A 20,565-nucleotide genomic window follows, 5' to 3' on the forward strand; every position below is an offset into this window, starting at 1 on the left:
GGGTCGATTTTCGAGCCGACGCCTATAACGCCGTGACCGCGTTCAGCGTGATCCGGATCGCGCGTTCGACGTTGTCCTTGGCCTTCTCCGGCAGCTCGTCGTCCGAGTCCGCGCCCTTCTGGGTGCCCGCGACGAGGTTGCCGTCGACGGTGCAGATCGCGCCGGCGCGGAGCCCCTTGCGGCGCGCGAGCGCGAAGACGGTCGCCGCCTCCATCTCGACTGCGAGTAGGTTCGCGTCGTTCCACTCTGCGACGCACTCGTCGTCCTCGTTGTAGAACGCGTCGTCGGAGACGATCGGCCCGACGTGGATCTCCTCGCCGTTGTCCTCGGCGGCGCCGACGAGCTCGCGCAGCGCGTCGTAGTCGGGGACCGCGGGGTACTCGACCGACTCGTAGCGCTTGCTCGTCCCCTCCTCCTTGGCCGCGCCGGTCGCGACCACCATGTCGCCGACGTCCATGTCGGCCTGTAAGGCGCCGCAGGTGCCACACCGGAGGAACGTCTCGACGCCGACCCGCGAGAGCTCCTCGACCGCGATCGCGGCCGACGGGCAGCCGATCCCGGTCGAGCAGATCGTGAGGTCGGTCCCCTCGTAGCTCGCGTTGACGACCTTGTACTCGCGGTTCTGCGCGACGAGCTCGCTGTCGTCACAGAGGTCGGCGATCCGGTCGACGCGCCCCGGGTCGCCGGGGATGATCGCGATCTCGTGTACGTCGCCCTCCTCGACCAGCAGATGCGGCTGTTTCGCCATACGCGCCGAGACAGCCGCCGCGCGCAAAAACGGACCGGTCGGGCGGCGGGTCGGCAGCCGATGATAACATTTGATATCGCGGAATAGGATTTATAGCTGTCATATCGCGATTGATCGGCTCGTTTCGGCGATCGCGCCGACGGCGTCGGATCGGCCGGTTTATCGGCCGTCCTCGCCAGGTTCGACCATGAGCGACTCCGACGAACAAGCTCTCTCGCTCGCCGCGTCGATCGGCGCGCTCGTCGTCACGTTTCTTCTCATTACGCCGATCGCCGGGACGCTGCTCGGCTTTAACTGGACGCAGGCCGTGTTGATCGGCGGGTTCTCTGGGTCCGTCGCCGTCCTGTCGGCGTGGCTGACGGCGCGGCGAGCGGGCGGCGGCTGACTCTCGGCGGCTCCCGTCCGCCACCGCACGGGCGGTTATCGCGACTGAGAGGCCGGACGGAGGATTTTATACCCGCCCGGCGTCGACATCTCCTAATGCGCTTCAGTCGCGACCGTCGGGGCCAGTCGGTCGTGATCGGGACGGTGATCCTGTTCGGGTTCCTCATCCTCGCGCTCTCGCTGTATCAGGTGCAGGTCGTGCCGCAGGAGAATGCACAGGTGGAGTTCCAGCACTTCGAGGACGTTCGTAACGACCTCGTCGATCTCAGGGCAGGGGTCCTACAAGCCGGGAGCACCGATCGGCCGCAGTATCAGACGGTTCGGCTGGGCACTACCTATCCGTCTCGCGTGTTCACGATTAACCCGCCTTCACCAGCCGGGACGCTCCAAACGACTGAGTCCTATCCGGTCGTGATCTCGAACGGGACGCCCGAGGGAACCGTAACCGTTCCCACGCGGTTCCTCCAATACCGGCCGGGCTACAACGAAATCGACCAGTCGTCGACGTGGTACGACGCGTCCGTGCTCTACGTGGACGCTCGCGATCGGGGGAGCGGGATCGCGGTGATCGAAGATCAAGAGCTCGTCAGCGGCGACGGGGAGGTACGGATCGTCGCCCTCCAGAACGAGTTCCGTCGAAGCGGAACTGGTCGGGTGACGCTCGAACTCCGTCCGGCAGAGAGCGTTACTGAGACGCTTCCTGAAGGTGATCTCACCGTCACCGTTCCGACCCGGTTGAGCGAGGGCGACTGGGAAACGAAGACCGATCTTCCGACGGACAGCGAGGTCTACGGCGGCGTTACGGACGACACGAACGGCGACGGCGTCTACAACCTGACGCTCAACACGACGGCTGACGATCTGACAGTGGACACAGTTGGCGTGCAGGAAGCGCCGGAAGACCCGACGCAGAATACCGACGGGGCAGTCGGTAGCGGTGGCGGCGGTGGAGACGGCGGGGACGGTGATAGTGGTAGCGACGGGGGAGATGGTCCTACTCAAGCATCTGGAATAGTCTCGAACGATGACGCGAGTACATTCTGGGGAACTAGTGGCGTCCAATTTAGTGTCAGGAACGACGGTAGTGGGGTCGCCGAGATAGAGAGTATTTCAATTGATTCGACCACGTCGCAGGCCGAGGTACTCAAGGAACAGAATGGCGGCGCAGGTGCAGGACAACGTGAAATCTATGTTGCGTCCTCATCGAGCGAGGGATTCCACGAAGCGGGTGACACTGGGCAAGACCGCTACTTTATCGGAACGCAAGTCACACTCTCGTCGGATGTCGGTATTGCTACGGATGACGACGCGACGATCACGCTAGCATTCTTCCAAACAGACGGTGCCGGTGGATCTGGCGATCGAGTGGATATGACCGGTGAGGATATTGATATCACATTGTATTTCGCCGACGGAAGCCAGAAATCACTCGTCATCTCCGTTCCGAACTGAGCGCTTCTAGATCGTGAACCAAAATTTCCACGATCGACGTAAAGGGCCATCGACAAAACCATATGCCGGCCGCATGAAGAACCGTTCATGACCGAAGTCGGCATCGACGCCGTCGAGATCTGGACCGGAAAGCTCAAGCTCGACTTGCCGGGCACGTTCGCGCCGGAGAAGGGCGACGACCCGGAGAAGTACACGAAGGGGCTCGGGCTCAACAACTCCTCGTTCCCGGACGTGTACGAGGACATCGTCACGATGGGCGCGAACGCCGCGAAGGGGCTGATGGACCGGAAGGGGCTCGAACCCGAGGACATCGGCCGGATAGACGTCGCCACCGAGTCGGCGTTCGACCACTCGAAGCCCGTGTCGACGTACATCGCGGGCTGTCTCGAACAGGTGTACGACGGCGACTTCACCCACGCCAACAAGGGCGAGCGCAAGTTCGCGTGCCTGGCGGGGACGCAGGCGATCGACGACGCCTATAACTGGATCCGCGCCGGGCGAAACCGCGATCGGCCCGCGATCGTCATCACGACCGACACCGCGCTCTACGCCCGCGGGGACCCCGGCGAGGCGACGCAGGGGGCCGGCGCCGTCGCGATGCTGATCGACGAGGACCCCTCGATCGTCGCGCTTTCGACCGAGCAGGGGTACGGCTCGAAGGACGAGACGGACTTCCTGAAGCCGAACCAGCAGTTCCCGAGCGTCGACGGGAAACGCTCCGTACAGGTGTACCTCTCCCGGATGCGGGAGGCTCTCGAAGACTACGAGTCAGTCACCGACGACATCGAGCTCGACGACTTCGCGTACGCCCCGTTCCACACCCCGTTCCCCGGGATGGTCCGGAAGGCGGCCCTGCTCGCGTACCGACACGTCATCCGCGACACGGAGCACGAGGACGCGCTCGCCGACGAGATCGGTCGGCAGCCCCGCGAGGACGACTACGCGGACCGAGAGGCCTACGAGGAGGCCATCCGCGACTACATGGACGAGCTGAAGACCACCGAACAGTATCGGACGTGGTACGACACCGCCGTGGAGCCGACGCTCGGGCTCTCGCGAGAGGTCGGAAACTGGTACACCAGCTCGGTTCACATCGCCCGCGTCAGCGCGCTGCGCGACGCCCTGACGCGCGACCGGTCGTTCGTCGACGACACGCTGCTCGTCGCCTCCTACGGCTCCGGCGCGCAGGCCGAGATCCACGCGGAGACGATCCGCGAGGGCTGGCGCGCGGAGATCGAGGAGCTCGACATCGACGACCAGCTCGCGGCCCGATACGACCTCACGTGGGACGAGTACGAGGACGTGCACGATGTCCACGAGTACGACATGGACGTGGAACGCGAGATCGAGGAGTTCACGCAGCCGGAGGCGGAGTTCGTCTTCACCGGCTGGGGCCGGATGAACGAGCGGAAGTACGAGTACGTCGAGTAGCCGTTCGGCGAAGCGTCCACGGCGAGAGATCGTGCTCCCGATCCCGTTTCTCTGACTCCGCTACCCGTGAAAACGGGTCACACGACGCCTCTCGAATACGATGGGTTTAAACGACGTTAGGCTGAATTTCACCTCAATGGTAACCATCTACGACGTGCCGGCCGACGCCCTCATCGAGGAGGTCGCCGCACGGCTCGAGGACCGGATCGACGAGCCCGACTGGGTCGAGTTCGCCAAGAGCGGCGCCGGCAAGGAGCTTCCGCCGGAACAGGAGGACTTCTGGTACGTGCGCTCCGCCAGCCTCCTCCGGAAGGTCGCCCAGAACGAGCCGGTCGGCATCGAGCGGCTCGCCACCGAGTACGGCTCGAAGAAGCGCGGCTCGAACCGCTACTCCGTCCGCCCGGGCGAACACGAGGGCGGCTCCCGCAAGCTCATCCGCGCGTCGCTGCAGGCCCTCGAAGACGACGGGCTCGTGACGACCGCCGCCGGCGAGGGCCGCCGCGTCTCCGACGAGGGCGAGGCCTTCCTCTCCGAGGTCGCCGCCGACGTCTTCGAGGACCTCGATCGACCGGAACTCGAACGCTACGCGTAGATCGACGGTTCGCTTTTCGCGGTATCGCTTGCTCTCCGAGCCGCGGCTCCCGGAGCTGCATCTAATTCCCGGATACTCGGCCGTTGTGCGGTTTTTGTCCCACGCTGCCGTTCGGTGATGAACCCCCGGATTCACCGGCGTATATCTCATATCGCTATATAAAATACGAAGCGAGCCGACCAACGCCGCTTGTCGCGACCCATCGTCAGCGCCTCGACTTGCGGTCGATTCGAGAGAAAAAGCGGCGTTCAGGCGACCGGAAACCGGGCTACCCGGTGTTTTTCATCCCGGCGGCGATGCCGTTGACGGTGAGCCGGAGGGTGCGCTCCTCCTCGTCGGTGCGGTGGGTCCGCCCGAGCAGGTCCGCCTGCAGCAGGTTCAGCGGATCGACGTAGGGGTTCCGTCGGTCGAGGCTCTCTTCGAGCCACTCGCGGCGGATCAGGTCGTCGCGGCCGCTGATCTCCAAGACGAGTTCCCGGCCGCGTTCGTACTCGCCGATGAGTTCGGGGAAGAAGCGCTCGCGGAGCTCGTCGTCCGCGAGGTCGGCGTACTCGGCGGCGATCTCGGGGTCGGTGCGGGCGAGCGCGAGCCCGGCGTTGTCGAGGGTGGTTCGGAAAAAGGGCCACTCCTCGTACATCTCCCCGAGCGTTTCGAGACCCTCCTCCTCGCCGACCGCGTCGAGGTACGCGTCGATCCCGGACGCGAGCGAGTACCAGCCCGGGAGGATGAGCCGGGTCTGCGTCCACGAGAACACCCACGGGATCGCGCGGAGGTCCTCGACGGTGCGCTCGCCGGATCGCGAGGCGGGCCGCGAGCCGAGGTTGAGGTTCTCGACGACCGAAATGGGCGTCGCCTGTCCGAAGTAGTCGACGAACCCGTCGGTGTTCAACAGATCGCGGTACGTCTCGCGGGCGACGGGCGCCATCGTCTCCATCGCGTCGACCCACTCGTCGGGCACGTCCTCGGTGGGCTCCTCGTTGGCCTCGTGACGCGCGCGGATCTGCGCATCGAGCATCTGTTCGAGTTCGCGCTCGGCGATCCGCGGGTTGGCGTACTTCTCCGCGATCGCCTCGCCCTGCTCGGTGAACTTCACCTGTCCGGTGACGGTCTCGTTGGGCAGCGCGAGCAGCGCCTCGTTCATCGGGCCGCCGCCCCGCGAGATGGAGCCGCCGCGGCCGTGGAACAGCCGGAGGGTGACCTCCTCCTCGCGGCAGAACCGCGCGATCCGGCGCTGGTTCTCGTAGAGGTCCCAGTTCGCGGCGAGGAACCCGTTCTCCTTGTTGGAGTCGGAGTAGCCGAGCATCACCTCCTGGATCTCGCCGCGGACTTCGAGGGCGGTCGCGTACGCCTCGTTGTCGAACAGCGCTCCGAGGATGCGCTCGGCGCCGTTGAGCGCGGACTCGGTCTCCAGTAAGGGAACCACGTCGAGCCCGCAGTGGTCCGGCAGCGAGACGACGCCGACCTGATCGGCCAAGAAGAGCACTTCGAGCACGTGGCTCGGCTCCTCGGTCATCGAGATGCAGTAGGTGTCGATCGCCTGCGCGCCGTACTCCTCTTGCCACTCGGCGAGCTCCTGGAACCGGCGGAGCACCCGATCGGTGGTCTCGGAGACGTCCCCGGGCTCGTCGGCGTCGACGACCGAGTCCTCCTGGAGGATCGCCTCGGTGAGGAACTCCTGTCGGGCGTCCTCGTCCATATCCTCGTAGTCGACGCCCTCGTTCGCGACCGCCTCGGCGACGGCCTCGGTGTGGTTCTCGCGGTGGTCGCGGAGGTCCAGCGACGCGAGCGTGAACCCGAAGGTGTCCACCTGTCGGCGGAGCGGCTCGACGAACGACTCGCGGACCGCGTCCTGTCCGTCGGCCGCCAGCGAGTCGGCGATCACGTTCAGGTCCGCGAGGAACGCGTCGCCGTCGGGGTACTCGCCGGGGCGCACGTCGTCGACGCGGTCGAGCCGCTCGCGCATCAGGCGGAGCTTCTGGCGGTACGGCTCGTCGGGGTAGCGCTCGCGCGCCTCCTCGACCACCGTCGGGAACCGCTCGGCGTCGGCCGCCAGCGACTCCGCGAGCGCGTCGTCGATCGCGTAGCGCTCGCCGTCTTGGCTCAACACCGCGGAGAGCCGCTTACACCGGTCGCGGTACTTCTCGACGGCGACCTCGCGCTGGCGCGCCAGCGTCTCGTCGGTGACCTCGGGCGTGACGAACGGGTTGCCGTCGCGGTCGGAGCCCGCCCACGAGCGGAACTCGAAGAGCTTGGGGCAGTCGACGTCGTCGTACTCCTTGGAGATGGTCTCCTCGAACTCCTCGTAGGCGTCGCCGACGACGTCGAAGAGGGTGTTCTCTAGGTACCACTGGACGTTTCGCGCCTCGTCTTCCGGCTCCGGGCTGCGCTGGCGCACCTGCCGGGTGCCCCAGAGGCTGGTCACCTCGGCGGTGACGTCGCGCCAGATCCCGTTGCGCTCGCGCTCGGTGAGGTTGCGCTCGTCGAGCTCCTCTAGGTGGTTAGCGATCGACCGGAGCTTCGCCTTCACCGTGGCTCGCCGGGCCTCGGTGGGGTGGGCGGTGAACGTCGGTTCGATGAGTACGTCCTCCAGCAGCTCCCGGAGCTCGCCGGGCCCGACGCCGGCCTCCGCGAACTCGGCGATCGTGGCGTCGAAGGAGTCGTGGAGCGCCCCCTCCTCGTCGGCGCCCCGGATGGCGCGGACCCGCTCGCGCTCCTCGGCGAGGTTGATCAGCTCGAAGTAGGTCGTGAACGCGCGGGCGACGATCTCCTCCCGGGTCGTCGTCAGTTCTCCGACCGACTGGTGGAGGGCGTCCCGGCTCGCCGCGTCGCCGCGCCGGTAGTCGATCGCCGCGTTTCGGAGGTCCTCGACGGTCTCGTACGCCTCGGTCGAGGCCTGCGCGGCGAGGACGTCTCCCACGAGCGCGCCCAGCTCGCGCACGTCCGTCCGCACGTCTCGGTTGTGTAATACCATACCACAGGTACACCAATCGCGGTCGGTTAAAGGCGATGCCTGAACGAATGTTTGCCTCGGTTCCGAGTAAACGTATTGATCGATCGTTCGACACCTCTCGGCGGAGCGGACCGTCGACGGGCCAGCCGCCGAGCGTTCCCTACCCCTTTCCCGCTCCGGTGGAGGGTTCGTCACCCTTTTTACCGGTCCAACCCGAACGACGCGTATGAGTCAGTCCGACAAGTATCCGGCCGAGTCCGGCCGGCGCCGCTTCGTCAAGGGCGTCGTCGGCGGCGCGGCCCTCGCGGGGGTCGGCGCGATGGGGTCGGCGACGGTGAACACCCTGACGACCTCCGGCGGCGTCGGCGGCGGGTCGACCGTCGCGATGTCGATCGCCCACACCGGCGGCCCGGCGCCGCGCGGCCTCCCGCAGATCCCGGTCGAAGTCACCGACGACGGGTACATCCGCGGAATCTGGCCCGAGACGCAGACCGTCACGCAGGAGGGCCGAGAGATCGAGGTCGCACAGGAGCAGCTCGGCGGCCGGACCTACTCCGGCGAGTGGTTCCAGTACTGCGGCGTCGAGTCGCAGGAGAACATCGAGCCGAACTTCGAGTCGGACAACCTGTTCCGGGCGGCCCCCGGCAAGTACGACTGGCAGGACGAGACGTACGAGGACGGCGACCAGATCCACGTCGACGACTTCCAGGACTACGCCGAGTGGGGCAACGGGATCGGCGACGACGGCGTCGGGAAGCCGGCGTCCGTCACGTGGCGGTCCGAGGACGCCGACGCCGACCTCAACGCCATCGTCATCCGCTCGCCGCTGATCGAGGAGGCCGCACAGGACGACGAGTGGGTCTCCGCCTCGACGGACCAGGGGTTCCTGGCGTACCTGAACGTCTGCACGCACTTCTGTTGTATCCCTGACTACAAGGTGCTCGAAGAGTCGGCCCGGTACGACGCCGAAAACGGGACCTACTGCGTCTGTCACCAGTCGACGTACGACCCGTTCACCCTCGAAGAGTCGCTGTTCATCGCCCGGCCCCGTCCGGACGAATAACCGAGGGACCCGGCGGAATCGACGGTATCGCGAAACCGCGCGCCCGACGGGCGCCGCGCTTTTCTCCCCGCTTCGCGTACACCTCTCCATGAGCGACGACGAGGTTCCCGCGGACGGAGCGGCGGCCGACGACGCTCCGACCGACGACGACCCGTTCGCTACCGAGATCGACCGCGCTCGCGACCTCCTCGACGGCGAGGGGATCGAGGCGGTCCACGTCGGCGTCGTCCGCGACGGCGAGGTCGACACCACCTTCGCCCAGCGGAGCGACGGCGATTCGGGAGACGAGGGCGACGGCCTCCGCGCGCTCGCGCTGTTGGCCGCGCACGTCCGGCTCGTGGCGAACGAGGCGGGCGTCGAGGCGTCCACCGTCGCGGGCGATGCGGCGACGCTCGCGGGACAGGTCGAGCGCATCCCGGCCAGCACCGACGACCTCCCCGAGGAGTAGCCCCGCCGAGGACGACTCAGCCGGTAGGCTCCTCTTCCCCGCCGCCCCCCTCGCTCCGGCGGATCCGGTACAGCTGGTGGGCGACGCCCGCGAGCGCGACGAGCAGCACCGCGAGGTTGAACGCCGCGAGGGCGATCGGCTGGTAGGCCGGGTCGAGCCACGTCCGGATCGCGCGGCCCGCCTGACTGTAGAAGCTCCAGCCGGCGATCAGCGCGAGCAGGATCAGCGCCGCCAGCCCGATCCGGTCGATGAGCCCGCGGAGGTCGTCGGTCGAGAGCCGACCGAACCGGGCGTCGCTCTCGTTCGCGTCGTTCTTGCGGTCAGTGGTGGGCGATGCGGGGTCGTCGGTGGAAGTGTCGTCGGTAGCGGTGTCGGTCATGGGTCCGGTTGGCGCGTCGGTGGTGTCGTCCGTATCGAGGTCGTCCGCGTCATCGTTCGAGTCGTCCGAGCCGTTCCAACCGCCGCGGTCGTGCTCGTCCGTCATGGTCGCCTCCGTGCCACGAGGGCCGCGCCGACCAGCGCGACGAGCGCGACGAGGGGGCCGAAGCCGGGCGTCGAGTCTCCGGATCCGTCCTCGCCGCGATCGCGGTCGGCGCCGGCGCCGTCCGCCGCGTCGTCGCCGCCCCCGCCTCGCGTGAAGTCCTCGACGGTGAACTCCACCTCTTCGACGGTCTCGTCGGCGCTGATCGTCTCCCGGGGGTTGAGGTTGGCGACGCCCTGCGTCTCGTCGATGAGCACGTCGTCGCTCCACAGCGCGGCGTCGACGTAGTAGTTGTAGTTCGCGGGTACCTCGACGGTCGTCGTCACGGTGTCGGTCCGGCCGGGTCGGACCTCGCCGACCGTCTCGCTCGCCTCGTCGGCGATCACGTTCGACTCGGACTGCCGGAGCAGCACCCGGAGGTCGAGCGGCTCCGAGGGGCCGTCGCCGCGGTTCGTCACCGAGATCGACACCGACAGCGTCGCGGTCTCGTTGTCGGCCTCGCGCACGCTGACCGCGACGGTCGGCCAGACGTTGCCCTCGGTGAAGCCGACGCGCGAGTCGGCGTAGTCCGGGGTGAGCGCCGCGACGCCGCCGACGCGGGTCGTCTGGGACGCGCGCCGCTCGCCGTCGGCGAAGACGACGGTCTCGATCCGGTAGCCGCCTTCGCGGTCCACGTCGACGGAGCCGTTTATCGTCCGCTCGCCGCCGCCGTCCACGCCGCCGACGTCGACCGTCGTCTCGTCGACGAGCAGTCCCGAGTCGGCGCCGATCGCGCGGTGGCGGACGGTGACGTTCTCGACGGGCGAGCCCCGGTGCTGGAGGTCGACTCCGAGCCGGAGCTCCGCGGTCTCGCCGCGCACTTCACCCGGCGAGACGACCGTGTCGACGATGCGTACGTCGCCGGGGCGCTCGTCGGCCTCTCGGGGGTCGACGATCGCGTCCGGCGCGGCGACGGCGCCGACCGCGCCCGCGAGCAGGAGCGCGGCGGCGGCCGCCAGGAGGGCAGTTCGCGTGTCCATACTCGACACGTCTGAACGACAATATAAGTGCTTTGTCAGGGATCGGGGCGAGAATCGCCCCCTCAGAGCGCCCGGTACCGCCCGCCCGACTCGGAGAGCTCCCCGCGACGCGCGAGCCGCGTCAGGATCTCGCGGGCCCGCTCGGGCGGAACGCCGTGCTCGCTCGCGTGCGCGACGACGCTCTCCTCGGTGGGCTCGTCGACCGCCTCCACCGCGTCGCGGACGATCTCGGTCCGGCTCCGCGACCCCCCGCCGCCGCCCTCGGCGCGGGCGCCCGCCTCGCCGACCGCGTCGGCGTCGATCCCGGAGGCCTCGAGGTACTCGCGGTCGTCGATCCCCGCCTCGTCGACGGCGCGTTCCAGCTCCGAGACGTGGTCGATCTCGGCGAACGCCGCGCTCTCGTCGCGCTTCTTCGCGAGCAGCGCGGCCCGGGCCTCGCGGGCCGCGTCGCGGTCCTCCGACTCGAAGAACCGCTTGAGCTTCGCCGTCCGATGCGTCTTCCCGCAGCGGGGACACCGCGCGCTGTCGCTCGTCCGCGGGTCCGCGAGGAGCCACATCGCCGCGCACTCGTTGCAGCCGACGACCGCGTACATGCGGCGCGGTTCGTCGCCCCCGGATTTGAACCCTCGGACCCGCGCCGCCGGGACGGTCGGCGTGCGCCCGGTCCGCCGCGTTCGGTCCGGTTCGGTCCGGTTCGGTCCAATAGCGGTATTGTGTGTTCCGTTCAAAACCATTATCCGCGTGGGACGCGTAGGGAGACGCGATGAGTTCAACCGACGCCGCCCCCACGGAACCGATTCGGCTGGCCGACCCCGACGAGTTCGACGACCGCGTCGCCGACGGCGTGGTCCTCGTCGACTTCCACGCGGACTGGTGCGGCCCCTGTCAGATGATGGAGCCGGCCGTCGAGGCGGTCGCGAGCGACACCGACGCGACCGTCCTGAAGGTCGACGTCGACGAACATCAGGGGCTGGCCGGCGAGTACGGCGTGCAGAGCATCCCGACGCTGCTCGTGTTCGCCGACGGCGAGCTCGCGGATCGGATGGTCGGCGCGCAGACGGAGGACGCGCTCGCCGGCGCGATCGAGGAGCACACCGCCTGAATGGCCGATCCCGAGGTCGACGACGAGACGACTCCCCGCGAGCTGCGCGAACTCCGCGCGGACGTGCCAGCGCTCGGCGAGGCCGCGTACTTCAACTTCGGCGCGCACGGGCCGAGCCCCGAGCGCGTCGTCGATGCGGCGTCCGACTTCGTCGCCGAGCACGAGTTCGGCTCGGGGACGACGGACCCGTACGATCACGCCTTCGGGACGTACGAGACGGTCCGCGAGCGCGTCGCCGACTTCGTCGGCGCCGAGCCCGACGAGATCGCCCTGACCGAGAGCACCACCGACGGGATCACCCGGATCGCGGGCGCGATCGACTGGGAACCCGGCGACGCGGTCGTTCGGACCGATCTGGAACACCCGGCCGGCGTCCTCCCGTGGAAGCGGCTGGAACGCGAGGGCGTCGAGGTACGCGTCGTCGAGACCGAGGACGGTCGGATCGACCGCGAGGCGTACGCGGACGCCGTCGCGGACGCGCGGCTCGTCTGTTTCAGCGCGCTCACGTGGACCCACGGGACGCGGCTCCCGGTCGCGGACCTCGTCGACATCGCCGACGAGGCGGGCGCGTTCACCCTCGTCGACGCGGTCCAGTCGCCGGGACAGGTCGCGATGGACGTGTCCGCGTGGGGCGCCGACGCGGTGGCGGCGGCGGGCCACAAGTGGCTGCTCGGCCCGTGGGGGTCCGGGTTCCTCTACGTCGACCGCGAGGCCGCGGCCGGGCTGGCGCCGCGCGCGGTCGGCTACCGGAGCGTCGAGGACCCCGACGCCGACGAGATCGCGTTCAAAGCGGGCGCGAAGCGCTTCGAGGTCGGGACCACGACCCCGGCCGCCCACGCCGGGTTACTCGAGGCGCTCGACGCGATCGAGGCGGTCGGGATCTCGACGATCGAAGACCGGATCGCGTCGCTCACGGACCGGCTCAAGGACGGCGTCCCCGACGACCGCCTGCTGAGTCCCCGCGAGTACGAGTCCGGGCTCGTGACGATCGACGTCGACGACCCCGAGGCGACGGTCGACCGGCTCGCCGACGAGGGGATCGTCGTCCGCTCGCTGCCCCACCCCGACGGGGTCCGGGCGTCGGTCCACGCCGTCTCCACCGAGGCCGAGATCGACCGGTTGGTCGACGCCCTCGCGGTCGAGTGGTGAGCCCGAGACCGGACGCGTTTTAGCGGACCGCGCACAAGACCGCGCATGGGATTTCACACGTTCGACGCCGAGAAGGCCGACCGACTGGAGCGTCCCGCGGTCCGGTACCGCTGGGTGTCCGGAGAGGAAGTCGTGGGCGCGCTGACGGCCGAGCGCGCCGACCGCCCGGCGGCGACCGTCGCCGACCTCGGGAGCGGCACCGGCTTCTACACCGACGCGGTCGCGCCCCACGTCGGGACCGTCTACGGCGTCGACGTGCAGGCCGAGATGCACGCGTTCTACCGGGAGAAGGGCGTCCCCGAGAACGTCGACCTCGTCGAGAGCGACGTGGCCGCCCTCCCCTTCGAGGACGGCGAGCTCGACGCCGCGTTCTCGACGATGACGTACCACGAGTTCGCGAGCGACGACGCGATCGCGGAGCTGGCCCGGGTGATCCGCACCGAGGGTCGGCTCGCGCTCTTCGACTGGTCGGCCGCGGGCGACGGCGAGCACGGCCCCCCGGCCGACGAGCGGTTCGACGCGAGCGACGCGGTCGCGGCGCTGGAGGCGACGGGGTTCGAGGTCCTCTCCGCCTCCGAGCGCACCGAGACGTTCGCCGTGATCGCTCGCGTGTCGTAGTCAGCTTATAAGTGCGAAGGATACTCGTCGGAGAAAGGTAGGTCTCGTCGGTCTTACTTATGAATGGTGGCGGTGGCGCGTGTCGACGAGCAGCCGTCAGGCTGCGAGTCGTACGCGCGAGGAACGCGGTGAGTGCTCGGAGAGCGCGAACCGCGAGGCTGGGGAGGGGTGAGGCTGCGGTGCGGTTAGGCGGGGTGGGACTCAAAGGGGGCGGCCGGGAGGGCGAAGCCCGGCGTAGCAAGCACCGCAGCGAAGGAGCGTAGCGACTGAGCGAGGTGCGCAGCAAGCCGCGCGAGTCCTCCCGGCTGGGGCTTTGGATGTGTTCGTCGTCGATCTGCTGACAATCGGTTATAAATGAGTGTCTGGGCCTTCGAAGGTCGTCACTGGATCGTTGATAACTCATAAACGCCGGGTTTGTTGAAATACTCAGAATATGAGATTTCTGGCTTGGTTGCGGTCAACACAGGGGTCTCACGAATTGTTCAGTCGATATTACCCTAAACTTCGCCACAAAACATATTCTATCGGGTTTAACTTTACTACCTATGAAGCGAAGACAATTCGGCCCAGCTACAGTTGCTATATTGGGATTGACGGGATGCCTAGAACAATTACCAGACACATCCAGTCAATCAGACAAAGAAGAATTCCAAAATATACCAGACTCATGTTCATCTGAAGATTTGTTTCTTATAGATGTTAATAATAATAATGATCAATCACACCAAGTAACCATTTCTCTGTTTAATGACGAAAGAGAAATCTTATACCAAGAGATGTCTCTAACCGAAGACTCCCGCGAGACCACTAATGACTCGGAGATCATAAGATCAGCTGGATGCTATGACAAGTCTTACTCAGTTGAGGTTAACGTGAGTGAACGTGAGTCTGTTGAGCGTGATTTCACCCCTAAATCAGGCGGATTTCTTTCGGTGATTATTAAATCAGATGAAACAGATATAATATTCTCCACTGCGGATTAGCGCTCTTGTACTGAGCGATCGAGGGCATGAAACTACCAACTGCGGAGGACTTCAACGTTATCTCGCACGACGCTCCGAACATCATTTGAAACTGGTAGGATTCCCAGCGGTTAATTCGCACTCTTCACCGATCAGCTGTTTCGGGCGAGAACGCGTCTGAAAAATCGGATTCAACAGCGCCGTTTGTTTATATATCGTCCTGCGGTGCGTTCACCGATAGCTCTCGTGGACGACTCCCGGAATGGCCTCGAAGTGTGTGTCGCCGGCCAGAACGGGCTCGTCGCGTTCTATCGCCGTCGCGGCGATCGCCGCGTCGCTCTTTCCGATCCCCGGTCCCTCGCCGTCGCCCGTGTCGGCCATGCGCTCCCCGAGCAGCCGGCCGGCGCGTCGAGAGATGCTCGGCGTCATATCTACCAGCGGGTACGAGTCGAGCACCGATTCCACCTTCCGACGCTCTTCGCGGGTGTTCGCCACTTTCCCGACGCCGATGTACAGCTCCAGAACGGTCATCGAGGGGATGACGAGCGGGACGCCTTCGGCCTCGAGCTCTCGTTCCTTCGCGAGGGCCGAATCGACGCCGTCGATGACGTCCAAAACGAAGCTCGTGTCGACGATCATTCGAAGCGTTCCGCGACCTCGCGGACTTCCTCGCGGTCTCTCTGATCCGCGGTCTCGATGGCGTCTCGCATCTCGCTCACCTGATCCTCGTCGAAGACGCCGCGGAGATCTCGAAGCGATCGGCCGCCGATGAGCCGCGAAACGGCGTCGCTGAACGACTCGTCGTCGCGTTTGTTCGCCTTGATCCGTTCGTATACGTCGTCTTCCAAGCGAACCTGATGAGACATTCTTGTTGACAGCGTTGACACTCTGCGGGAATCAATATTTGGGTGGACTGGGAGAGGAGTGGCGCAGCGACGGCACCGCTACGCTATCGTCGCCTCACTCCTCCAGCACCGTCGCTCCCCGGCCGATCCGGCTCTGGTAGGCGCGGGCGTCGATGCCGGCCTCGGAGAAGGCGTCGAGCATCGCGGCGGCGACCCCCCGCCGACGCCCGTCCCGGCAGACGGCGAGGATCGCGGGGCCGGCGCCGCTGACGGTGACGCCGGCCGCGCCGGCGTCGAAGGCGGCCGCGCGCACGTCGTCGTAGCCCGTGATCAGCCGGGCGCGCTCGGGGGTGACGACGGGGTCGCTCATGCCGGCGCCGACGAGCTCGGGGTCGGAGCGGCACATCCCGACCGCGAGGGTGGCGGCGTTGCCGACCGTCTCGACTAAGTCCTCCATCGAGGCCGACTCGGGGACGACTCGGCGCGCGTCGCGGGTCGAGACGGCGACGTCGGGGAGACAGACCACGAGGGGGATCGAGGCGTCGACGGCGTGGGTCCCCTCGCTCGTCGTCACCGTGAACCCGCCGAGGATCGAGGGGGCGACGTTGTCGGAGTGCGCGACGCCGGAGACGACCGCCTCGCCCTCCGCGGCGACGGGGACCAGCTCCGAGCGGGAGAGCCCGCGGTCGTAGAGCCGGTTGAGCGCGACCGCGGCGCCCGCGGCGCTGGCCGCCGAGGAACCGAGCCCGGACGCCGGGCGGACGCCCTTGTCGATGTGGATGCGCGCGGGCGCGTCGAGCGCCTCGACGACCGCGCCGACCGTGTTCTTCTCGGGGTCCTCGGGGATGTACTGCGCCCCGACCCCGGTGACCTCGATCGTCGTCTCCGCCGCCTTCTCGACGGTGACGACGTCCGCCGGACGCGTGAGGGCAGCGCCGAACACGTCGAACCCGCTGCCGAGGTTCGCGCTCGTGGCGGGTGCCCGTACCGTGACCATGGCGGGGAGTGTCCCTCGGGGTGCAAAAAGAGGCGGGATCGAGCAACGGCGGTGCGGAGGGGCGGAGCGCCGGCGCTGTCGGGAGAGGAGAACCCGGAAGGAAAACGACGGAAAGCGGTGATCGGAAGCGCGAACCGGGTCAGTTTCAGGCCATCGTCCACAGCAGCGCGCCGATCAGGATCATCGGAATGCCCGCGAGGATGTACACCTGCGGCATCGTCGTGTACGGGGCGACCAGGAAGATCGTCCCGAAGCCGGCGACGACGGACCCGGTCACCTTCTGGGACTTCAGGGGCGCGGTCGCCAAAAGCGAGACGAGGAACCCGAGCAGTATGACGTGCCCGAGGTGGTAATCGAGCAGGAACGTGTCGATGAACAGCGGCGAGAGCATTCTTGTCTGAACGTGCGAGGGATTCGCGCATTAAAGTTCCGTTTCGCGCGGGGCGGCCGTGGATTCGGTCCCCGGATCGGTCCTCCCGGCCGACCGGGTCGACCGCGGACCCTCTTCGACCGCTCCGCTCGCGACCACCGTCCCCTATAAGTCGCACCGGCGAGACGAGCGATCGTGCGACTCGTTCAGGTCATGATACCGGCGGGGAAGCGCGCCGCCGTGATCCGCGCGCTCGACGACGAGGGCGTCGACTACGTCGTCACCGACGAGACGAGCGGCCGCGAGTACACCGCGGTCGCGACGTTCCCGCTCCCGACCGCCGCCGTCGAGCCGGTGCTCGAACGGCTCCGAGAGGAGGGGATCGACGAGAGCACCTACACGGTCATCGTCGCGGCCGAGACGGTCATCTCCCGTCGGTTCGAAGCCCTCGAAGACGAGTACGCCGAGGACGCCGACCACGCGGGCAACTACATCTCGCGGGAGGAGCTGCAGGCGAAGGCGGAGGACCTCCTGTCCGGGCTCCGGACGTACGTGCTGATGACCGTGATCTCGGCGGTGATCGCGACCGCCGGCCTCCTGCTCGACTCGCCGGCGACCGTGGTGGGATCGATGGTGATCGCGCCCCTGATCGGCCCCGCGCTGTCGGCCGCGGTCGGGACCGTCATCGACGACGAGGAGATCTTCCGGCGCGGCGTGCGGATGCAGGTGATCGGGGTCGTCGTCGCGATCGCCGCCGCGACGCTGTTCGCGTTCGCGATCCGGAGCCTCGCGCTGGTGCCGCCCGGGATCGATCCGCTCGAATTCGCCGAGGTCTCCGAGCGACTCGCCCCGAACGTCCTGATCCTCGTCGTGGCGATCGGCGCCGGGATCGCCGGGATCGTCTCGCTGATGACGGGCGTCTCGGAGGCCATCGTCGGCGTGATGATCGCGGTGGCGCTCATCCCCCCGGCGGCCGCCGTCGGCATCGGGATCGCGTTTCAGATCCCCCGCCTCCTGCTCGGCGCGGGCGTGATCGTGGCGGTGAACGTCCTCTCGATCAACCTCTCCGCGCTGGTGATGCTGTGGTACGAGGGGTACCGGCCCCAGCGGTGGTTCCGCGAGGACGACGCGCGCTCGGCCTTCGTGAAGCGCGTCGCGATCCTCGCCGTCGCCATCGCGGTGCTATCGGTGTTCCTCGGGGGCGTCACCTACGACACGTACGTCGCCTCGACGACCGAGGCCGACATCCGGACCGCCGTCGGCGACGAGCTGGAGTCGATGGACTCGGAGATGGAACTGATCGAACTGGACGTCGACCGCGGCGGGACGCTACCGCCCCGAAACACCGAACGCGTGGTGGTTACCGTCGGGGCGCCCCCGAACACCAATGCGGAGGTAGTCGCCCTGGTCCTCGACCGCCGGATCGAGATGGTGGTCGACGAGGACGTGCGGATCGAGGTGCGACTCGTGGAGGTCAGCCGCGCCTGAGGCTCCCGCGAGGAGGCCGCTCCGGCGCCGCGGGACGGCGTGCCGAACCCGCGATCGGACCGTGCTACCGGTTCGTCGGATACCCCCGAGCATCCGTTCAGCGCCGTCGCTTTCCCCCGCCTGCCGAAAGAGGAACTACTTTTTGTCGCGCCGACAGTGATCCGGCAGTGACCGACTCAAAGCGACCCGACGACGATTCGATGCGCGAGGTCGTCGAGCGTTCCCGAAGCGGGGCGCCGGCGGTCGGCGAGGCGGTCCGGGACCGCTTCTCGTCGGACGAGGTGTTCCAGCGGATCATCGCGGCCGCGGACGAGGAAGTGACCTCCGGCCGCCGCGAGCTCTTCTTCAGCGGCGTCGCCGCCGGGCTGGCGATCACGATCACCTTCATGCTGTACGCCTCCCTGACGGCCGCGACCGACTCCCATCCGATCTTGAGCGTGCTCCTCTACCCGCTCGGGTTCATCTACATCATCATCGGCGGCTACCAGCTGTACACCGAGAACACGCTGCCGCCGGTCGCGCTGACTCTAGAGCGGCTCGCGAGCCTTCCCACGCTCCTCCGCCACTGGATGATCGTGCTCGCGGGCAACTTCATCGGCGGGGGGRTCGGGGCGCTCGTGCTCTCGTACGGCGGCGTCTTCACCGGCGACACCGTCGACGCGGCGCGGTACATCTCCGAGGGCGGGTTCACCGTCGGCGCAGTCCCCCTGTTTTTCAAGGGCGCGATGGCGGGGCTGATCGTCGCCGGCGTCGTCTGGGTCGGGTTCGCGTCCACCGACTCCGTCACCCGGATGCTCGTCGTCTACCTCGCGTTCCTCGCGATCCCGCTCGGCGACCTGTTCCACGTGGTCGTCTCCTTCACCGAGGTCCTCTACATGTTCTTCGAGTACAACATCCCGCTGTACGGCGCGGAGATAAGCCTCTACTCCGGGATCGTCGGCTTCGTGATCCCGGTGTTGCTCGGCAACACCATCGGCGGCGTCGTCCTGGTCACGCTGGTGAACTACTTCCAGACCAGCGAGGAGCGCTTAGAGGAGGCGCGCTTCGAGGGGATGACCCGCCGGCTCACGGTGCCCGAATGGGTGCTCGGTCGCGCCGCAGGGCGCTCGTACGTCCCCATTCTGGACGCCACGGAGGCGACGCTGTTCGCCAACGAGGGCCACCGGATCATGGTCCCCATCACGAACCCGCGGACCGACGTCCCCATCGTCGAGCTCGCGAGCCGGCTCGCCAGCGACCACGAGGACGGGCTCGTCCACATCGTCCACGTCGTGCAGGCGCCGGAACGGATGTCGCTGTCGGCGGGCGCCGGGCGGATCTCCGACGTCTCCGAGGAGGGGATGGCCGGGCTCCGCCGGACCGCCGAGGAGTACGACATCGACGTCTCCACCTCCACGGTCGTCTCGCACCGCTCCTTCGAGGAGGTGTTCAACATGGCCCGCCGGACCCGACCCGACGCCGTGTTGATGGGGTGGGGAGAAGACCAGCTCTGGAGCGCCGCCCGGGCTGAGCGGCCCATCGACGAGCTGACCAACCAGCTCCCCTGCGACTTCCTCATCCTGAGCGAGAGCGACCTCGACACCTCGCGGGTCCTGCTCCCGACCTCCGGCGGCCCGGACTCGGCGCTCGGCGCCGAGGTCGCGAGCGTCCTCTCCCGGACCGCGGGCGCCGAGGTGAGCCTCCTCCACGTCGTCGACGGGCCGGAGGAGCGCGCCGAGGGCGAGGAGTTCCTCACCTCGTGGGCCGCGGAACAGGGGCTCTCGAACGCCGAGCGGATCGTCGACGACACCGGCGACGTCGAGGGCGCCATCGCCCGAGAGGCCGAGGACAGCACCCTCGTCATCATCGGCGCGACGGAGAAGGGGCTGCTCTCGCGGCTCGTCTCGAACTCGCTGCACCTCGACGTGGTCCACGACGTGGACTGCTCGCTGCTGCTCGCCGAGCGTCCCAGCCGCCGATCGCTCCGCGAGCGGCTCTTCGGCTCCGGGCGGCGGGTGTCGGGCCCGCCGGACGGCGGCGTCGAGCGCGATCCGGACGCGTCGAACGGGGCGAAGCTCGGCGAGCCGAACGAGGGAGGAGACGCGGCGTCCGATCGGGCGATCGACGCCGACGCCGACGACGGTCGAGACGGTGCCGGTGGTGACGCCGGCGACGGCGACGGCGAGCCCGCTTCCGAGCCCACGGTGATCAGGGACCACGACGACCCGGACGACGAGCAAGGGGACGAGGAGGAGGCGGACGGCGACCTCTCCTCCGAGCCCACGGTGATCATGGATCACGACGAGGTGGAAGACGACGGCGAGGTGGAAGACGACGGCGAGGTGGAAGACGACGGCGAGGTGGAAGATGACGGCGGGGAAGCGAACGGGGAGCGTGCCGACGACTCGGACGGCGAGACGGACGACGACGGGGAGCGTGACGAGGGCGAGACGGATGACGGGACCCGATCCGCCTGATCGCGATCGC

The 20,565-nt window shown here is 67.7% G+C and carries 21 protein-coding genes; 12 read left to right on the forward strand and 9 right to left on the reverse strand.

Going from position 1 to position 20,565, the window contains the following annotated elements; all coding sequences use genetic code 11:
- Positions 1 to 22: 22 nt before the first annotated feature.
- Complete coding sequence (locus tag EDM04_RS06570; RefSeq protein WP_123620346.1) at positions 23 to 748, reverse strand: nucleoside phosphorylase; 726 nt, start codon at positions 746 to 748, stop codon at positions 23 to 25.
- Positions 749 to 935: 187 nt separating this feature from the next.
- On the opposite strand from EDM04_RS06570, the gene EDM04_RS06575 reads away from it, so the two are divergent.
- The 4 genes from EDM04_RS06575 to EDM04_RS06590 all read left to right on the forward strand — a co-directional run bounded on the left by EDM04_RS06575 (position 936) and on the right by EDM04_RS06590 (position 4,607).
- Positions 936 to 1,133 (forward strand): hypothetical protein, encoded by a 198-nt coding sequence (locus EDM04_RS06575; RefSeq protein ID WP_123620348.1) that lies wholly within the window; start codon positions 936 to 938, stop codon positions 1,131 to 1,133.
- A gap of 131 nt (positions 1,134 to 1,264) precedes the next feature.
- Positions 1,265 to 2,584 carry a hypothetical protein gene (locus EDM04_RS06580; protein WP_123620350.1) on the forward strand — a complete coding sequence of 440 codons (1,320 nt, stop codon included), beginning with the start codon at positions 1,265 to 1,267 and terminating at the stop codon, positions 2,582 to 2,584.
- A gap of 87 nt (positions 2,585 to 2,671) precedes the next feature.
- Entirely contained in the window at positions 2,672 to 4,015 is a 1,344-nt protein-coding gene (hmgB, locus tag EDM04_RS06585; RefSeq protein ID WP_123620352.1) for a hydroxymethylglutaryl-CoA synthase, read from the forward strand.
- 136 nt (positions 4,016 to 4,151) lie between these two features.
- Positions 4,152 to 4,607 carry a 30S ribosomal protein S19e gene (locus tag EDM04_RS06590; protein WP_123620354.1) on the forward strand — a complete coding sequence of 152 codons (456 nt, stop codon included), beginning with the start codon at positions 4,152 to 4,154 and terminating at the stop codon, positions 4,605 to 4,607.
- A 268-nt stretch (positions 4,608 to 4,875) separates the two neighbouring features.
- Here EDM04_RS06590 and ppc read toward each other — a convergent pair whose 3' ends face one another.
- Positions 4,876 to 7,578: a phosphoenolpyruvate carboxylase gene (gene ppc, locus EDM04_RS06595; protein ID WP_123620356.1), complete on the reverse strand. Its 2,703-nt coding sequence runs from the start codon at positions 7,576 to 7,578 to the stop codon at positions 4,876 to 4,878.
- A 205-nt stretch (positions 7,579 to 7,783) separates the two neighbouring features.
- Here ppc and EDM04_RS06600 point away from each other — a divergent pair, with 205 nt between their 5' ends.
- Both EDM04_RS06600 and EDM04_RS06605 read left to right on the forward strand, forming a co-directional pair.
- On the forward strand, positions 7,784 to 8,620 hold the full coding sequence (locus EDM04_RS06600; protein ID WP_123620358.1) for a ubiquinol-cytochrome c reductase iron-sulfur subunit: 837 nt from the start codon (positions 7,784 to 7,786) through the stop codon (positions 8,618 to 8,620).
- 88 nt (positions 8,621 to 8,708) lie between these two features.
- Entirely contained in the window at positions 8,709 to 9,068 is a 360-nt protein-coding gene (locus EDM04_RS06605) for a hypothetical protein (RefSeq protein WP_123620360.1), read from the forward strand.
- A 16-nt stretch (positions 9,069 to 9,084) separates the two neighbouring features.
- On the opposite strand, the gene EDM04_RS06610 is transcribed toward EDM04_RS06605, so the two are convergent.
- The 3 genes from EDM04_RS06610 to EDM04_RS06620 all read right to left on the reverse strand — a co-directional run bounded on the left by EDM04_RS06610 (position 9,085) and on the right by EDM04_RS06620 (position 11,161).
- Complete coding sequence (locus EDM04_RS06610; RefSeq protein WP_123620362.1) at positions 9,085 to 9,552, reverse strand: hypothetical protein; 468 nt, start codon at positions 9,550 to 9,552, stop codon at positions 9,085 to 9,087.
- On the reverse strand, positions 9,549 to 10,568 hold the full coding sequence (locus tag EDM04_RS06615) for a PGF-CTERM sorting domain-containing protein (RefSeq protein WP_123620364.1): 1,020 nt from the start codon (positions 10,566 to 10,568) through the stop codon (positions 9,549 to 9,551). Before EDM04_RS06615 ends, EDM04_RS06610 begins: the two co-directional genes overlap by 4 nt.
- 62 nt (positions 10,569 to 10,630) lie before the next feature.
- Positions 10,631 to 11,161, reverse strand: coding sequence for a DUF5817 domain-containing protein (locus EDM04_RS06620; protein WP_123620366.1), 531 nt, complete (start codon positions 11,159 to 11,161; stop codon positions 10,631 to 10,633).
- A 170-nt stretch (positions 11,162 to 11,331) separates the two neighbouring features.
- On the opposite strand from EDM04_RS06620, the gene trxA reads away from it, so the two are divergent.
- The 4 genes from trxA (at position 11,332) to EDM04_RS06640 (ending at position 14,420) form a co-directional block, all read left to right on the forward strand.
- Positions 11,332 to 11,670: a thioredoxin gene (trxA, locus tag EDM04_RS06625; protein ID WP_123620368.1), complete on the forward strand. Its 339-nt coding sequence runs from the start codon at positions 11,332 to 11,334 to the stop codon at positions 11,668 to 11,670.
- Positions 11,671 to 12,819: an aminotransferase class V-fold PLP-dependent enzyme gene (locus tag EDM04_RS06630; RefSeq protein WP_123620370.1), complete on the forward strand. Its 1,149-nt coding sequence runs from the start codon at positions 11,671 to 11,673 to the stop codon at positions 12,817 to 12,819.
- Between the two features lie 45 nt (positions 12,820 to 12,864).
- Positions 12,865 to 13,437, forward strand: coding sequence for a class I SAM-dependent methyltransferase (locus tag EDM04_RS06635; RefSeq protein ID WP_123620372.1), 573 nt, complete (start codon positions 12,865 to 12,867; stop codon positions 13,435 to 13,437).
- Positions 13,438 to 13,982: 545 nt separating this feature from the next.
- A complete protein-coding gene (locus EDM04_RS06640; RefSeq protein ID WP_123620374.1) occupies positions 13,983 to 14,420 on the forward strand; it encodes a hypothetical protein in 438 nt (145 codons plus the stop codon).
- 210 nt (positions 14,421 to 14,630) lie between these two features.
- Here EDM04_RS06640 and EDM04_RS06645 read toward each other — a convergent pair whose 3' ends face one another.
- The 4 genes from EDM04_RS06645 to EDM04_RS06660 all read right to left on the reverse strand — a co-directional run bounded on the left by EDM04_RS06645 (position 14,631) and on the right by EDM04_RS06660 (position 16,632).
- Positions 14,631 to 15,038 (reverse strand): PIN domain-containing protein, encoded by a 408-nt coding sequence (locus EDM04_RS06645; RefSeq protein ID WP_123620376.1) that lies wholly within the window; start codon positions 15,036 to 15,038, stop codon positions 14,631 to 14,633.
- A complete protein-coding gene (locus tag EDM04_RS06650; protein ID WP_123620378.1) occupies positions 15,035 to 15,265 on the reverse strand; it encodes an antitoxin VapB family protein in 231 nt (76 codons plus the stop codon). The genes EDM04_RS06645 and EDM04_RS06650 overlap by 4 nt, the downstream gene beginning before the upstream one ends.
- A gap of 94 nt (positions 15,266 to 15,359) precedes the next feature.
- Complete coding sequence (locus EDM04_RS06655; RefSeq protein ID WP_123620380.1) at positions 15,360 to 16,241, reverse strand: homoserine kinase; 882 nt, start codon at positions 16,239 to 16,241, stop codon at positions 15,360 to 15,362.
- 145 nt (positions 16,242 to 16,386) lie between these two features.
- On the reverse strand, positions 16,387 to 16,632 hold the full coding sequence (locus tag EDM04_RS06660; RefSeq protein ID WP_123620383.1) for a hypothetical protein: 246 nt from the start codon (positions 16,630 to 16,632) through the stop codon (positions 16,387 to 16,389).
- 192 nt (positions 16,633 to 16,824) lie between these two features.
- On the opposite strand from EDM04_RS06660, the gene EDM04_RS06665 reads away from it, so the two are divergent.
- Positions 16,825 to 18,099 carry a TIGR00341 family protein gene (locus EDM04_RS06665; RefSeq protein ID WP_123620879.1) on the forward strand — a complete coding sequence of 425 codons (1,275 nt, stop codon included), beginning with the start codon at positions 16,825 to 16,827 and terminating at the stop codon, positions 18,097 to 18,099.
- Positions 18,100 to 18,266: 167 nt separating this feature from the next.
- Positions 18,267 to 20,555 carry a formate/nitrite transporter family protein gene (locus EDM04_RS06670; protein ID WP_123620385.1) on the forward strand — a complete coding sequence of 763 codons (2,289 nt, stop codon included), beginning with the start codon at positions 18,267 to 18,269 and terminating at the stop codon, positions 20,553 to 20,555.
- The last annotated feature ends 10 nt before the right edge of the window (positions 20,556 to 20,565 follow it).

This window comes from Halorubrum sp. CSM-61 (genome assembly GCF_003781945.1).
Lineage (GTDB): Archaea > Halobacteriota > Halobacteria > Halobacteriales > Haloferacaceae > Halorubrum.